Consider the following 13,334-nt stretch of genomic DNA (forward strand, 5'->3'; position numbering starts at 1 on the left):
TTGACAACTTTCGACATGAGGGTAAGGCTGGGACTGCTGAGAGCGCTCTCTCGCACCGGCCCCACCGGGCCACCACCATTCTGGCCAGGACATACTCCGCTGTCTTCGGCGGCGGCAGCGGAGTTGCCCCTGACCCGTCCCCCGACAGGAGTCACGATGGACAGGGCCGCACCCCTCTCCCACCGCCGGCTACGCCTCACCGTGGCGATCGGCGCCCTGCTGACCCTCCTCGGCACGTACCTGGTCTCGACGACCGACCGGGCCGACGCCGCCCCGGTCGCCAACGTCATCCGGGTCGCCGAGTTCCCCGCCGACTGCACGTACAGCCACCGGCTGCCGGACGACCCGATCGTCTTCCCCGGACTGCCCGGGGCCTCACACATGCACAGCTTCTTCGGCAGCAACGCGACCAACGCCACGACCACCCTGCCCGACCTGGTGAAATCCACCACCACCTGCAACCCGGCGGTGGACGTCTCGTCGTACTGGGTGCCGACCCTCTACCGCGACAACGTCGCGGTGGAACCGGCCATCGCCACGTTCTACTACCTCGGTGAGGGTGTGCGCGCCGACGTCGTCGCCAACACCCAGCCCATCCCGCAGGGCCTGCGGCTCGTCGCCGGCAACGCGAAGGCCACCGGCCCGAACGACAGCATCGCCCGCTGGTCCTGCCTGCACGCCGGTCAGGTGCCGCCGTCGAAGGACTTCGTCAACTGTCCGGCCGGCACCATGCTGGAGTCGTACCTGGACTTCCCGCAGTGCTGGAACGGCCGCGACCTGGACTCGGCGGACCACAAGAGCCACCTGGCGTACCCGGTGAACCAGGCCTGCCCGAGCACCCACCCGGTGCACGTGCCGAAGTTGCGGCAGGTGCTGCGGTACCCGGTCAACGGCGACCCGTCGCACTTCCGGCTCGCCTCCGGACCGGGCTACACCATGCACGGCGACTTCTTCAACGCCTGGCCGACCGCGGAGATGGCCCGCCGGGTCCAGGACTGCATCCGCCCGGTCATCAAGTGCGGCCACGACGGCCGACCGATCTGATCCGTCCTAGGGGCGGCCCGGTCCTGCCGGGCCGCCCCTCTGCACGCCGAGGCCACGCCGGAAGGAGGAGGCATGCGGGTTCACGTCGCGCTGCTGATCACGGCAACGCTCGTCACCGCCTGCGCCGACGGACCGTCGGGCGCCACCGACGACGCCGCGCCACCGGCCTCCCCGCCGGCCGCCGCCACCCCGTCGACCGGCGCGTTCAGCCCCACCGACATCGCCTGGCTGCAACTGACGGCGGCGATGGCACAGCGGCTGCTCCCGGTGCTGGACCTGGTGCCGGCCCACACCACCGACCCGACCTGGCGACGGCTGGCCGCGCAGGTCCAGGAGAGCAGCCGGGCCGACCTGGCCCGCTCCCGCGACCTGCTCGGCGAGGCCGGAGCCCCGACGACCAACCCGCACGAGGGTCACGACATGCCGGGCATGATCACCGCCGACGAGCTGGCCGCGCTCCGGTCGGCCACCGGGACGGCGTTCCAGCGGCTGCTCGCCGCGCACCTGCGGGCCCACCTCGCGCAGGCGGTCAAGATCGCCGCCGCCGAGCAGCGGGCCGGCGTCCACCCGGACACCACGGCGCTGGCCGCAGCCGTGATCCGAACCGGCGACGGCGATCTGGCCCGCCTCGACCAGCTCGACCGACCACCGGGAACGCCCCGGCCGACCTGACGGGCCGGGCCGGACGCGCCGGTCAGCTCACCAGCAGCCGGGCAATCGTCGCCGGTTCCGCCAGGTGCGGGAAGTGGCTGCCGGGCAGCACGGTGACCTCGACGTCCGGCAGGACCCCGGTCAGCCAGGACAGATAGCGAGCCGGCGGCTCGGACGAGGTCACCCAGCGGTAGCGGACTCCCCGCTCGGCGATCGACCGCAGGTCACCGGACCGCTGAACGACGATGCCCTCGTCGGACGAGTGCAGGATCTCACCCCAGTAGCCCAGCAGCAGATCCGGCCGGGGATCGGTCGCGGTGGTGACGATCGCCCGCGCCTGGGCCGGCAACGACTCGATGCCCATGCCGGCCAGCATGCGGTCCCACACCTGCCGCCACTGCGGGCCGCGCAGCGTCGGCTCGGCCTCGCGTACGGCGGCGCCGAACGGACCGGGCAGCAGGATCTGGTCCAGGTTCACCACACCCCGCACCGGATGGCGGGCCGCGTAGGTCGTGGCGACCACCGCGCCCACCGAGTGCCCCACCACGACGGGCGCGGCGAGACCCGCCTCGGTCACCTGGGCGTGCACGACGTCGGCGACCTCGGCCATCCGGTAGGAGTCCCGCCGGGGCGCGTCGCCGTGACCGGGCAGGTCGAGCGCGAGGACCTGCCGCTGCGGGTCGATCGCCGCCAGCTCGCGCCGGACCGGACCCCACTGCCGCTTGTCGTAGGTCAGGCCGTGGATCAGGACCAGCGGCGGTCGGTTGTCGTCGTCGTTCACTGCCGTACCTCTTCCGGGTTCCGTTCTTCTCGGCGGTCCGCCCGCAGGCGTTCGATGGTCAGGTCCAGGGCGGCCTCCAGGTGGTCGGTCTTCCCGGTGGAGAGGAGCAGCAGTACGCCGCCCTGGATGCCGGCCAGGAGTGCCGCGGCGGCGCGCTCGGCGTCGACCTCGGGGGCGATGTCCCCGGTCGACTGCATGTGCCGGACACCTTCGGTGATCTTGTCCTGCCAGCGCCACATGAGCCCGGTCACGATCGCCTGTGCGCCCGGCGCGCGGCGGCCGGTCTGGCCGAGCAGGCCGTTGAGCGGACACTTCACGCCCTGGGCGCGGTAACGCTCGATGAGCCGGTCCCGCCACGCCTGCCAGGCCGACCAGGAGGTCAGGTTGCTGAGCATCGGCTCCTGGTCGGTGAGCACCTGGTCGGCCTCGTGCTGGGCCACCGCGAGCAGCAGCTCCTCCTTGCCGTCCGGGAAGTAGTGGAAGAGCTGGCCCTTGCTGGTGCCCGTGTGGGCCATCACGTCTTCGAGGCGTACCTCGTCGACGCCGCGCTCACGGATCTCGGCGGCGGCGCCGGCGACGATCCGCGCACGGGTCGCCTCGCCCTTGCGGGTCAACGCGCGAGTCATGGCCCCACCCTAGCCCGCTTTCTGGACTTGCAGGTCCAATTTTGGCGAGCCAAGGTCGTCCACGCACGGTCCGCTCCGGGCCGGCACAGCGACCGGGAGGACGCGACCATGAACCAGTACTACCTGCTCGGACGGTCCGGCCTGCGGGTGAGCCGGCTGTCGCTGGGCACGATGAACTTCGGCGTCGACGGGTTCCACGCCGCGTACGGCAAGACCGAAGAGGAGTCGGAGCCGATCTTCCGCCAGTACCTGGAGTCGGGCGGAAACTTTATCGACACGGCCGACTTCTACACCGCCGGGGAGAGCGAGAGGATCCTCGGCCGCCTGATCGACCGGGCCGGCGTCCGCGAACGGCTCGTGCTGACCAGCAAGTTCACCAACACCGTCGACCCGAGCGACCCGAACGCGAGCGGCAACGGCCGCAAGCACATCATCCGGGCCGTGGAGGCGTCGCTGGGCCGGCTGGGCACCGACTACATCGACCTGTACCTGCTGCACACCTGGGACCGGATCACCCCGGTCGAGGAGGTCGTGCACACCCTCGACGACCTGGTGCGGTCCGGCAAGATCCGGTACGCCGGCCTGTCCGACGTGCCGGCCTGGTACGCGGCACGGGCGCAGAGCTACGCCGAGGCGCACGGGCTGGCCCCGATGATCAACCTGCAACTCCCGTACTCACTGGTCAGCCGAGGCATCGAGGCGGAGTACCCGGCGATGGCCCAGACCCTGGGCATGGGCCTCACCGCGTGGAGCCCGATCGCCAGCGGCCTGCTCAGCGGCAAGTACCGGCGCAGCGGCGACGGCCTGAGCGGGACCGGCCGGTTGACCAACCCCGACACCGGCGGTCGCGCGGTCAGCGCCAGCGAGTGGCAGGTCATCGACGCCCTGGAGAGCGTCGCCGCCGATCTGGGCCGCACCATGGCCCAGGTCGCGATCAACTGGGTCGCCACCCAGCCCGCCGTCGCCTCGGTGATCATCGGGGCGAGCAGCGCGCAGCAGGTCAGCAGCAACTTCGAGGCGCTCGACTTCGAGATCCCGGCCGACGCCCGCCGCACGCTGGACGAGGCCAGCGCGCCGCAACTCGGGGCGCCCTACGTGATGTTCACCCCGCAGTACCAGTCCTGGGTGGTGAGCCCGGGCCTGTCCATCGGCGACAAGCCGGCCGGCTACGCGCCGCGGGTCGTCAACGCCGCTGCCGACGCGGCGCGGTAGCGCTTGTTGAGGCGGTGTGCCGCTGCTTCTTCGCGGCGCACCGCCGCACCCTGGCGTGCGTCACAGCCCCTGGCGGCCGACGGCAGCGGTGTCGGCGGCTGAGGACGTCGGCGCCGGGTCGCCCTCGTAGAGGTCGACGTAGCGCCGCAACACGTCGGCGGCCCCGTCGCCGAGCCCGGTCAGGTCGAGGGTGTTGTGGCGGACGCCCAGCGACTCGGGCAGGGCGTACACCCGCAGGTCGATGCCGTTGGCCCGCGCGATCCGGCCCGGCACCCGTACCGCCGCGTCGGGATGCACCACCGTGTCGAGCGGGCTGATCGCCACGGCCGCGCTCACGAGGCCGGTCCGTCGCGGCGGGCGCGGCAGCGACCGCACGATCGTCAGGTACCGCGTGACCGCCGCGAGCGAGTAGCCGCGCGCGGTGACCCGGTCGCGCAGGACGCGCCGCCCGTACAGCGTGATGAGGGGCCGGACCGCGAACGCCGGCGCCTGCCGGGGGCCGAAGAACGGCGACAGCACCAGCAGCCGCCGCACCACGTCCCCACGGACCTGGGCGAGCCAGGTGGCCAGCACCGCGCCACCGGAGATGCCCACGACGCCCACCTCGTCGCCCAGGCCGGCCGCGATCGTCACGGCCTGCTGGGCGTACGCCGTCAGCTCGCCGGCCTCGACCAGGTGGTGGGCCCGCCGGTCCACGGTGCCGTGGCGCGGGGCGCGCGGTATCCACACGTTGTAGCCCCTTGCGAAGAACACCTCGGCCAACGCGTCGTACTGCTCCGGCGCGAGGGTGTAGCCGTGCAGCAGCAGGACGGCGCGGCCGGTACGCGAGCCGTGACTCAGCAGGCGGCTGCGCGACTCCGGCCGTACCTGCGGATCGGCGGCCTCCGCCGCCGTGATCCTCGCGGCGGCAGTGGTGGCGGCGGCGAAGTCGAGCGGCGGCGGCGGCGCCAGGCGCAGCGCGCGCAGGCCCAGCGGCCAGAGGTAGACCCCGACGATCGCCACCGCGACCAGCGCCGTCGCGCCGACGGCGACGAGGGTGATGATCTCGGGCACGGGCACAGATCCTGGCAGGAGGCGACGGCGCGGCAGCCGCGGGGGTGCGCCCTGGTGACCCGGGGCGCACCCGCAGGGGCTACGCAGTCCCGCCCGAGGCGGCCGGCGGCGCGAACAGCACGCGCGCGCGCAGTTGGCGGAACCCGGTCCGTTCCAGCTCCGCGAGCACCGCGACGCGGTGGGCGTCCACATCGGCGATGACCTCCCGCGCGCCACCGGCGGCCAGCACCCGGACCGCCTCGGCCAGCAGCTCCCCGCGCGCCGCGTCGTCGAGCAGGCCGAGGTACGCCAGGAGGGGGTAGCAGGCGTCGCCGGCCGTCCCGACCAGGCCCACCGGCCGGCCGTCCACGAGAGCGACGCGCCAGTCGTCGGTCGACTCCCCCAGCCAGCCCAGCGGATCGGTCGCCAGGTCGACGCCGCCGACGGCCCGCGCGATCTCCACGCCGGTCAGGACGTCCGGCTCGGCGATCCGGGCGACCAGGGCGTTGATCTCGGCCACGTCGACGGGTGGACGGAAGGTGTACCGACCGGACGTGGCCGGCAGGGGCGTACCCGTCCACGAGCAGCGCAGCCGCTCACCCGCCTCGACCAGGCCGGCGAGCCGGGCCGCCTCCATCGGCGCGGTGACCACGGCCAGCACCTCGGGTCGACGCCGCCAGTGTGCCGGCAGCGCCGCGTAGTAGCGACCGGGACCGCCCAGCGCCTCGTGGGCGGCGCGCAACAGCGCGGCCCCCACCTGCGGTTCGGCGGCCAGGTCGAACCGCTCCAGCCATCCGGCGCCCACCGCACCGGGTGGGAGGAGCCAGGCCGCCCGGCCGACGACCCGGCCGTCGCGCAGGGCGACCCAGGTGGTCTCGGGCCGGTAGCCGCCGCCGGCGATGCCGTCGGCGTACGGGATCTGCCGCAGTTGGGGCAGCGGATCGACCATGGAGTCGAACAGGTTTTCCTCGCCCGCGACGAGCGGGCGGATGAGCACGTCGGTCATGTGGTGACCCTCCGGGAAGCGAGCGCCCCGGGTCAGATCCGCGTGGACGCCGGGGCGCGGAGGGGGCGCAGAACATCGGACATTGTTCTGACCTCCTTCCGGCTTGACGGCGTGCCGCCACGATACGTGAGGCGGCGTCGACCCTCAACGCCCCGGTTCACAGTGTCGGATTGGTCTGCGCGCCCCGCTGGTGGGCGTGCCCGTCGAGGACGGCGATCACGGCCAGGATCAGCGCGGCCAGGCCGGCCACCGCGACCGGCGGGAGCAGGACGCTCGGCAGCGCCGCCACCGCCATGGCCAGCGCGCCGAGAAACAACATCTGACAGCGCGGGGCGGTCGAGTAGCGGCGCTCCAGATAGCTGCGCCCGATCAGGAACAGCACCGGGCCGCCGAAGATGATGACCACCAGAGCCCAGTCGATGGGCGGGTGCGGATCCTCGATGACCTGCCCGAACCCGACGGCGGTGCAGATGATGCCACCGACGATGAGCAGCAGACTGTAGCTCGCCCACCGGGAGAGCTGGAGCCCTTCTCCGCCGGCGCTGCCGCTGGCCTTCTTACCCGGCCCCACGTGGTAGAAGTAGAGCCGCCAGAAGGAGACCGTGGCGACGAAGGCCGCCACGAGGGTGATGGTCCGCTCGGTCGAGAAGCCCGGGAAGCTCACGGCGGCGCCGGCTTCGAGCACCACCTCGGCGAGCGCGATCATGAAGAACTGGTTGTACCGCTCCGCGAGGTGCACCTCGGAGACCGAGACCAGGCTGGCGATCGGCGCGCGGCCGATGCGCGGCACGGGCCAGTTGGCGGCCGCGCCGATCAGCTCGACGCCGAGCGCGAACGACCAGAAGACGCCACGACCGAGGCCACCGTCGACGCCGCCACTGATCCAGAGCACGCCAGAGATCGAGTGCCAGACGAGCACCCGGTACGAAAACATCTGCGCCGGATGACCCCGCAGCGCGAACACCAGGTACAGCGGTCTGCCGAGCTGGACGACGACGTACGTGCAGGCGAAGATCACTCCGCGCTGACCGAAGGCCTGCGGCAGCGACACCGCCAGAACGAGCGTGCCGAACATGGTGGCGAGCAGGACGACCTGGAGATCGACCCGGCGGGGGTCGTACGTGCTGGCCAGCAGCGCGTTCAGCGACCAGATCATCCACATCGCCGTGAAGAACAGCAGCGTCTGTCCCGCCTCGGACAACAGCGTGTGCCGGACGATGGTCAGGTCGTCCGCGACCCGGCCGGCGAGGCGGGCGAGCGCGAAGACGTAGACGATGTCGAACAACAGTTCCAGGACGGTCGCCGAACGCGGGCTCGTGCTGTCGGCCAGCCCGCGCATCCAGGTGCGCGACTGCATGGCCGCACCCCCTCGGTCGCGCCTCGTACCCGTTGAGGGGACTTTATCCCGGTCTGTCGGTAGGCCCGGGTGGTTATGCCGGATCGCCCGGAGGGCGGTCGCCGACGCCGGCTCGCGTCCGGCCGCCCCCGCGGCCCCAGCGCCGCCACCACCTCGCCCCGGCGCTCCGCCGCCTCGTCCGGGGCCGCCGGACCCGCCGGTCCGTGCGCAGGCCCGCGCGGCCGAGCAGGCGGATCAGCAGCCAGCAGAACAACGCCAACGCCCCGAACAGGGCGATGGTCACGATCCGCCAGCCCATGCTGTCGACCTGGAGCATCTCCGGCAGCAGCGCCGCGACGCCGGCGACCGCGGTGACCGAGAAAAGCCACTGGAGGCGTTGCTGGAACAGCGCCGTCTGCAACCCGAAGAGCTGGCTCAGATTGCTGCGCAGCAGTTCGAGGCGCTGCCGCGCGGCCTGTAGGTGCCGGGGAACCCGCAGCCCGTCGATGAGGAACGTGGCCACCGCGATGCGCATCGGATCGCGGTACATGAGGTCCACGTTGCCGACCTCGGCCAGGCCTCGGCTCAGTTGCAGTTGGACCCGTGCCAGTTGGGTGATGCGGGCGCCGAGCGAGTGTCCCGGCCCGACGAGTTCGTCGCGGTCGTTCGGGTCCACCCCCACCCACAGTTGGCAGAAGAACCACTGGGCGTGGATCTGGCCGTACATGTCCTGCACCAGGCGGGCCGCCGGCGACGCTGCGTCCACCCCGTCGTGCAGGACCGCCACGGTGGACCAGCCGGTGGTGCGGACCAGCAGGCCGGGCAGGCGCAGCAGCTCGTGGTCGGCGGCCGGGCCCGAGGTGACCGGCAGCGCCGAGAGCCGCAGCAGCGACTCCACGAGCGGGTCGTTCTCGGCCCGCTCGGGACCGCGCAGGACGAAGAACTGACGCATGTTCTGGAACGGATAGCGGCGTTCCCGGGGCTCGAAGCCGGCCGACTCACGCAGGATCGCGCGGACCGCCTGGACGTGGGCGGACACCGTCAGCCCACCGTGTTCCCGGGGCTCGGCCTCGATCATGGCGAGGTGCCCGGCCAGGTTCGGCGAGAAGGTGTCCAGGTCGCGCAGGTGCCGGAAGTAGTCGAGGGTGTTCTCGCGCACGAGATCGTCGTAGAACCGGCAGATGTCCTCGGTGCTGACCCCGGGCTCCGGTGCGGCGAACCGCAGGTCCACCGAGATCACGCCGAGCGCCGGGTAGATCACGATCTGGGTGCTGGTGGCCCACGTCGTACGGCCGATGCGCACCGGCGACGTGCCGAGGGAGATCTGCAACACCGGCGGGTGGGTGGCCAGGTACGAGATGTTGTAGGCCCGGGTCTCCTCGTGCTGGACGGCGTGCACCGAGGTGGCCCCCAGGCTGGCCAGCAGCGGGAGCGCCGGCTCCACGTCCTGCAGCGTGCCGCCGAGGTCGAACTTGATCGGCACGTACACGTGATCGATATCGAGGGTCACGCATACATTCTGGGTGTACGGCACAACCCGGTTACGCGCCGACGCGGACTACAACTGGTCGACGTGGTCCCGCCACGAGTGCCGGGGCTCGTAGCCCAGCACCCGCCGCGCCTTGTCGATGCTGAGCAGGGTCTCGTGCTCGCCCAACTCCTTGCGGATCTCGACGCCCGGATAGACCTCGGCCATCAGGCTGGCGCTGGAGCGGGTCATGACGGTGTCGGCGTTGGCGATGATGAAGACGTCCGCGCCGGGCCGGTCGTACGCGAGCGCCCGCTCGACGGCCTGCGCGCCGTCGCGGGAGTCGATGTAGCCCCAGAGGTTCCACCGCCGCGCCCGCGGGTCCGCGTCGAACGACGGGAACGGCAGGTAGTCCTCGACGTCCATCACGTTGGAGAACCGCAGGCCCACCATGACCAGCTCCGGGTCCCAGCGGCAGAAGTGCCGGGCCATCTCCTCCTCGAGGGCCTTGTTCAGCGAGTACGTCGACTCCGGCCGGGGCGCGTACTCCTCGTCGACCGGCGCGTACGGCGGTGGGGTGTCGAACGGCAGCCCGAGCACCGTCTCGCTGGACGCCCACACCACGCGCCTGATGCCGGCGGCACGGGCGGCGGCGAAGACGTTGTACGTCGCGGCGGAGTTGTTCGCGAACGTGACCGCGTTCGGCATCAGCCCGGGCGCCGGAACGGCGGCCAGGTGCACGACCGCCTCGATGCCACCGGCGTGCTCGTCGGCGCCACCGGTGAGCGCCTCGACCACCTGGCCGTAGTCGGTCAGGTCGACGAGGAGGAACTCGCCGTCGACGTCGCGGGGGTCGCGTCCGCCGGCACGGTCCACGGCGAGCACGTCGACGCCGAGACCGCGCAGGTGGGCGACCACGGCGCGGCCGAGCTTGCCGGTGGCGCCGGTGACGACGACACGTCCGGGGAGTACGGGATCGGTCATGGACCCATCCTCGCCGGCCCGCCCCGGCGGCTCGCACGCGGGTGCGCACCGGCGAGCCACCCGCCGCACCGATCAGGAATCGAGAAGTCACCACTGGCGGCCCTCCCTAGCATGACCAGCATGGACATCACCATTCACACGACCGTTCTCCCGCACGTCGACCCGGACGCCTCGGTGGCCTTCTACCGTGACGTCCTCGGCTTCGAGGTCCGCAGCGACGTCGGGAAGGGCACGATGCGGTGGATCACCGTCGGCCCCGTCGAGCAGCCCGGCACCTCCATCCTGCTGGCGCCGCCGGCCGCCGACCCGGGCATCACCGAGGACGAGCGGCGCACCATCGCCGAGATGATGGCCAAGGGCACGTACGGGTGGATCCTGCTGGCGACCCACGACCTGGACGGCACCTTCGCCACGGTGCAGTCCGGCGACGTCGAGGTCGTGCAGGAGCCGACGGACCAGCCGTACGGCGTGCGGGACTGCGCCTTCCGGGATCCCGCCGGGAACATGGTCCGCATCCAGGAACTGCGCTGAGCCATGTGTCTCGCCATGTGGGGGCGCGCACGCGCCGAGGAGCAGCGCCTGAACGACCTCGCACGACTGCGGCACGTGTCGGACGTGCCGTTGGTCGCGGCGGGGGCGACCGAACCGCTCCGGGAGCACGGGACCGACGGGGGGAGCCACGGCGGGAGGCGAACGAGCTGAAGGGACGCCTCCTCATGCGCGACGGCAGCTGGCTCGGATGAGTGATCCGGCGTTCCGCGTCCTGGCCTGTGTGCGCCGGCCGGGTGCGTACCGTGCAGGGGTACCCGCTCATGAGGAGGAGACCCATGTCCAAGCCACCGCTTCCCGAGGCCGCGGTCGAGATGCTCAAGAAGCCGAACCCGGCTGTCATGACCACGCTTCGCAATGGTGGTCAGCCGGTGTCCGCCGCGACCTGGTACCTGTGGGACGACGGTCGGATCCTGGTGAACATGGACGAGAGTCGTCGCCGCCTGGAGCACGTCCGCAACGATCCCCGGGTCTCCCTCACCGTGCTGGACGAGGCCGGGTGGTACACCCACGTGAGCATCATCGGGCACGTCGCCGAGCTGCGCGCGGACGAGGACTTCACCGACATCGACCGGCTGGCGCGGCACTACACGGGCAATGCCTACCCACGGCGTGATCGCGGTCGGGTCAGCGCCCTGATCGAGATCGACCGGTGGCACGGGTGGGGCTCGATGAAGGACAACAGCCAGATCGGCTGACCCGGCCAGGCGGCGGCGGACGGGCGGCGGTGGCGGACGGGCGGCGGTGGCGGACGGGCGGCTCTTGACCGCAGAGCGTGATCGGCTTAACTTCATCAATCAGATAAGTGTCTTTACTAATTCTGTTTGATCCCTCGTGGGAGTGCCGATGCGTCAATTGCGCCACCGCCGCCTCACCGCCGTCGTCGCCCTGGCGACCCTGCTGATCACCGCCGCCCCGCCCGCCGCCGCGAGCGCGACCGTCACGCCCGACCGTCAGCCCGGCTACCACCGGGTCGGCTACTTCACCCAGTGGGGCATCTACGGTCGGGCCTTCCCGGTCAAGAAGCTCGACACGTCCGGTGCGGCGAGCCGCCTGACCCACGTCAACTACGCCTTCGGCAACATCAGCGAGGACGGCCGCTGCTACCTCGACGGCGGGCCGGGCGAGGGCGACGCCTGGGCCGACTACCAGCGACCGGTGCCCGCCGAGGAGAGCGTCGACGGCGTCGCCGACGCCCCCGGTCAGGCACTCAACGGCAACTTCCACCAGCTCGCCAAACTGAAGGCCAAGCACCCCCAGCTCAAGGTGCTGATCTCGCTGGGCGGGTGGAGCTGGTCGACGTACTTCTCCAACGCCGCCCGCACCGACGCCTCCCGCAAGGCGTTCGTCGCCTCCTGCATCGACCTGTACCTCAAGGGCAACCTCCCGGGCGCTCCGGGTGCCGGCGCCGGTGTCTTCGACGGCGTCGACCTCGACTGGGAGTGGCCGAACTGGGACGGTGAGCCCGGCAACGTCATCCGCCCCGAGGACCGGGAGAACTTCACTAAGCTGCTCGCCGAGTTCCGCCGGCAGCTCGACGCGTACGGTCGCACCACCCGGACGCACCACCCGCTGACGGCCTTCCTGCCCGCCAACCCGGCCGCCATGGACGCTGGCTACGAGGGCCGCAAGATCTTCACGTACCTGGACTTCGCCACCGTGCAGGGATACGACTTCCACGGCGGCTGGGACGCGCGGGCCAACCAGCAGTCCGCGCTGCGGGTGCCGGCGGGCTCGCCCGACAACCCGGACTTCTCCGTCGAGGTGGCCGTCGACGGGTGGATCGCCCGTGGCGCGCCACGGCACAAGCTGGTCCTGGGCATCCCCTACTACGGTCGCGGCTGGACCGGCGTCACCGGCGGCGGCAACGGCCTCTTCCAGCCGGCCGCCGGGCCCGCGCCGGCGACCTTCGAGGCCGGGTACGAGGACTACAAGAACCTCAAAACCCTCGCCGGCAAGGGCTACACCGTGCACCGCGACCTGCGCGCCGGGCACGCCTGGCTGTTCGACGGTACGACCCTCTGGACGTACGACGACCCGGCCGTCGTGTTGCAGAAGACGCTCTACATCCGACGGACCGGACTGGGCGGGGCGATGATCTGGTCACTCGACGGTGACGACGACAACGCCACCCTGACCAGAACGATCGGCCTCGGCCTGACCACCTGGTAGGCGCATCCGACGCCCGTGATCACACAGTGCCCACGCGGCACGTGGTCACGGGCGTCGCTCCTGCGGCGTCACCGCCCGCACGGTGGCCTCGATGAGCGCGGTCACCTCGGTCATGTCCCGCGCGCGGGGCACGTCCAGCTCGGCCGACCAGCCGTCACCCCGACTGAACCCCACCGACACGTCGTCGCGGCGGTGGGTGAGCCACCCGGCGACCGCCTGGACGAGCACCATGGCGACACCGGCGTCCTCGACCGCCACCCGCAGCACGTCCGGGCCGCCCCCGGACGCGCCCTCGGGTGGCGCGGGGGCCACGCCGGCGCGCAGCCGGTCGTCGGCGCGCAGCCAGGACGCCAGCGAACGCTGGGCGTCGGCAGACGGAAGATCTGGACGAACCGCGAGCGTTATCGCCTCCGGCACGGTCTGCTCCCTCCAGGACGACGCTGAGTCACGTCACCATCCTGCCAGCCGGATCC

14 protein-coding genes are annotated in these 13,334 nt (G+C 71.8%); 6 read left to right on the top strand and 8 right to left on the bottom strand.

The genetic code is table 11. From position 1 onward, the window contains the following. Positions 1-156: 156 nt before the first annotated feature. On the top strand, positions 157-1,044 hold the full coding sequence (locus tag ACTFTM_RS19005) for a DUF1996 domain-containing protein (RefSeq protein WP_449561815.1): 888 nt from the start codon (positions 157-159) through the stop codon (positions 1,042-1,044). A gap of 72 nt (positions 1,045-1,116) precedes the next feature. After that, complete coding sequence (locus ACTFTM_RS19010) at positions 1,117-1,716, top strand: DUF305 domain-containing protein (RefSeq protein WP_449561816.1); 600 nt, start codon at positions 1,117-1,119, stop codon at positions 1,714-1,716. Positions 1,717-1,738: 22 nt separating this feature from the next. Here the strand turns inward: ACTFTM_RS19010 and ACTFTM_RS19015 are convergent, their stop codons facing one another. Together ACTFTM_RS19015 and ACTFTM_RS19020 are read right to left on the bottom strand one after the other, a co-directional pair. After that, on the bottom strand, positions 1,739-2,476 hold the full coding sequence (locus ACTFTM_RS19015) for an alpha/beta fold hydrolase (protein WP_449561817.1): 738 nt from the start codon (positions 2,474-2,476) through the stop codon (positions 1,739-1,741). After that, positions 2,473-3,102, bottom strand: coding sequence for a TetR/AcrR family transcriptional regulator (locus tag ACTFTM_RS19020; RefSeq protein ID WP_449561818.1), 630 nt, complete (start codon positions 3,100-3,102; stop codon positions 2,473-2,475). Before ACTFTM_RS19020 ends, ACTFTM_RS19015 begins: the two co-directional genes overlap by 4 nt. 108 nt (positions 3,103-3,210) lie before the next feature. Here ACTFTM_RS19020 and ACTFTM_RS19025 point away from each other — a divergent pair, with 108 nt between their 5' ends. After that, positions 3,211-4,314 carry an aldo/keto reductase gene (locus ACTFTM_RS19025; protein ID WP_449561819.1) on the top strand — a complete coding sequence of 368 codons (1,104 nt, stop codon included), beginning with the start codon at positions 3,211-3,213 and terminating at the stop codon, positions 4,312-4,314. Between the two features lie 60 nt (positions 4,315-4,374). Here the strand turns inward: ACTFTM_RS19025 and ACTFTM_RS19030 are convergent, their stop codons facing one another. The 5 genes from ACTFTM_RS19030 to ACTFTM_RS19050 all read right to left on the bottom strand — a co-directional run bounded on the left by ACTFTM_RS19030 (position 4,375) and on the right by ACTFTM_RS19050 (position 10,140). After that, complete coding sequence (locus ACTFTM_RS19030) at positions 4,375-5,367, bottom strand: alpha/beta hydrolase (RefSeq protein ID WP_449561820.1); 993 nt, start codon at positions 5,365-5,367, stop codon at positions 4,375-4,377. Between the two features lie 79 nt (positions 5,368-5,446). After that, a complete protein-coding gene (locus ACTFTM_RS19035) occupies positions 5,447-6,352 on the bottom strand; it encodes an acetyltransferase (RefSeq protein ID WP_449561821.1) in 906 nt (301 codons plus the stop codon). 157 nt (positions 6,353-6,509) lie between these two features. After that, positions 6,510-7,709: a low temperature requirement protein A gene (locus tag ACTFTM_RS19040; protein WP_449561822.1), complete on the bottom strand. Its 1,200-nt coding sequence runs from the start codon at positions 7,707-7,709 to the stop codon at positions 6,510-6,512. Positions 7,710-7,782: 73 nt separating this feature from the next. After that, a complete protein-coding gene (locus ACTFTM_RS19045; protein WP_449561823.1) occupies positions 7,783-9,198 on the bottom strand; it encodes a hypothetical protein in 1,416 nt (471 codons plus the stop codon). 48 nt (positions 9,199-9,246) lie between these two features. After that, positions 9,247-10,140, bottom strand: a complete 894-nt coding sequence (locus ACTFTM_RS19050; RefSeq protein ID WP_449561824.1) for an NAD-dependent epimerase/dehydratase family protein — start codon at positions 10,138-10,140, stop codon at positions 9,247-9,249. A 120-nt stretch (positions 10,141-10,260) separates the two neighbouring features. Between ACTFTM_RS19050 and ACTFTM_RS19055 the strand changes: the two genes are divergently transcribed. From ACTFTM_RS19055 to ACTFTM_RS19065, 3 genes are all read left to right on the top strand, one after another. Next, entirely contained in the window at positions 10,261-10,671 is a 411-nt protein-coding gene (locus ACTFTM_RS19055) for a VOC family protein (RefSeq protein WP_449561825.1), read from the top strand. Positions 10,672-10,967: 296 nt separating this feature from the next. After that, positions 10,968-11,387 (top strand): PPOX class F420-dependent oxidoreductase, encoded by a 420-nt coding sequence (locus tag ACTFTM_RS19060; RefSeq protein WP_449561826.1) that lies wholly within the window; start codon positions 10,968-10,970, stop codon positions 11,385-11,387. Between the two features lie 148 nt (positions 11,388-11,535). Further along, positions 11,536-12,861, top strand: a complete 1,326-nt coding sequence (locus ACTFTM_RS19065; RefSeq protein ID WP_449561827.1) for a glycoside hydrolase family 18 protein — start codon at positions 11,536-11,538, stop codon at positions 12,859-12,861. A gap of 45 nt (positions 12,862-12,906) precedes the next feature. Here the strand turns inward: ACTFTM_RS19065 and ACTFTM_RS19070 are convergent, their stop codons facing one another. After that, positions 12,907-13,278, bottom strand: coding sequence for an effector-associated constant component EACC1 (locus ACTFTM_RS19070; RefSeq protein WP_449561828.1), 372 nt, complete (start codon positions 13,276-13,278; stop codon positions 12,907-12,909). Positions 13,279-13,334 lie beyond the last annotated feature (56 nt).

It is taken from the genome of Micromonospora sp. RB23 (assembly GCF_053585025.1).

Excerpts from the sequence above, each read along its gene's own strand:
- ACTFTM_RS19005 (WP_449561815.1), top strand. The coding sequence starts at position 157 with ATGGACAGGGCCGCACCCCTCTCCCACCGCCGGCTACGCCTCACCGTG.
- ACTFTM_RS19010 (WP_449561816.1), top strand. The coding sequence starts at position 1,117 with ATGCGGGTTCACGTCGCGCTGCTGATCACGGCAACGCTCGTCACCGCC.
- ACTFTM_RS19020 (WP_449561818.1), bottom strand. The coding sequence starts at position 3,102 with ATGACTCGCGCGTTGACCCGCAAGGGCGAGGCGACCCGTGCGCGGATC.
- ACTFTM_RS19025 (WP_449561819.1), top strand. The coding sequence starts at position 3,211 with ATGAACCAGTACTACCTGCTCGGACGGTCCGGCCTGCGGGTGAGCCGG.
- ACTFTM_RS19035 (WP_449561821.1), bottom strand. The coding sequence starts at position 6,352 with ATGACCGACGTGCTCATCCGCCCGCTCGTCGCGGGCGAGGAAAACCTG.
- ACTFTM_RS19040 (WP_449561822.1), bottom strand. The coding sequence starts at position 7,709 with ATGCAGTCGCGCACCTGGATGCGCGGGCTGGCCGACAGCACGAGCCCG.
- ACTFTM_RS19050 (WP_449561824.1), bottom strand. The coding sequence starts at position 10,140 with ATGACCGATCCCGTACTCCCCGGACGTGTCGTCGTCACCGGCGCCACC.
- ACTFTM_RS19055 (WP_449561825.1), top strand. The coding sequence starts at position 10,261 with ATGGACATCACCATTCACACGACCGTTCTCCCGCACGTCGACCCGGAC.
- ACTFTM_RS19060 (WP_449561826.1), top strand. The coding sequence starts at position 10,968 with ATGTCCAAGCCACCGCTTCCCGAGGCCGCGGTCGAGATGCTCAAGAAG.
- ACTFTM_RS19065 (WP_449561827.1), top strand. The coding sequence starts at position 11,536 with ATGCGTCAATTGCGCCACCGCCGCCTCACCGCCGTCGTCGCCCTGGCG.